Annotated in this window: 1 protein-coding gene and 1 pseudogene; both read left to right on the forward strand. The window is 61.5% G+C overall.

What is annotated here, in order from left to right:
* Positions 1-176, forward strand: a pseudogene (locus tag JHD73_RS29930) (alpha-galactosidase); the annotation flags it as partial.
* Between the two features lie 33 nt (positions 177-209).
* Positions 210-421, forward strand: a 212-nt coding sequence (locus tag JHD73_RS28105; protein ID WP_368735570.1) for a hypothetical protein, incomplete at its 3' end; no start/stop codon positions are given.

Here is a 421-nt window from a genome sequence, read left to right on the forward strand (position 1 = left end):
GTTCTTCGGCAGTCGGATTATTCAATCGCGGCGATCAGCCGGCGGCCATCACGTATCCGATCAAAGGTACGGTCCAGATTCGCGATCTGTGGGAACACAAAGACTTGGGGAAGGTCAGCGGAAAGTACTCGGCTGAAGTTCCGCCGCATGGAGTTGGGTTGTTGAAGGTACGCTAGTCGTTTATGAAGAGACTTGCTTTGTTCGCGATCATGACCATCGCCGCCTTCGGCCAGCGGAAGCCGGTGGAGCCGCAGCCTCTGGTTGTCGATCCGGGCGCGCCGGGAAGGGCGCCGTCCGACGCGATCGCGCTGTTCGACGGCACGTCGATGTCCCACTGGACGACAAAGGAAGGCGGGCCGGCCCGTTGCGAGATCCTCGAGGGGACGCTCGCCTGCAAGTCCGGCGCGGGTGACATCTACAG

The sequence above is a fragment of the Ralstonia sp. ASV6 genome (assembly GCF_016429285.1).
Lineage (GTDB): Bacteria > Pseudomonadota > Gammaproteobacteria > Burkholderiales > Burkholderiaceae > Ralstonia > Ralstonia flaminis.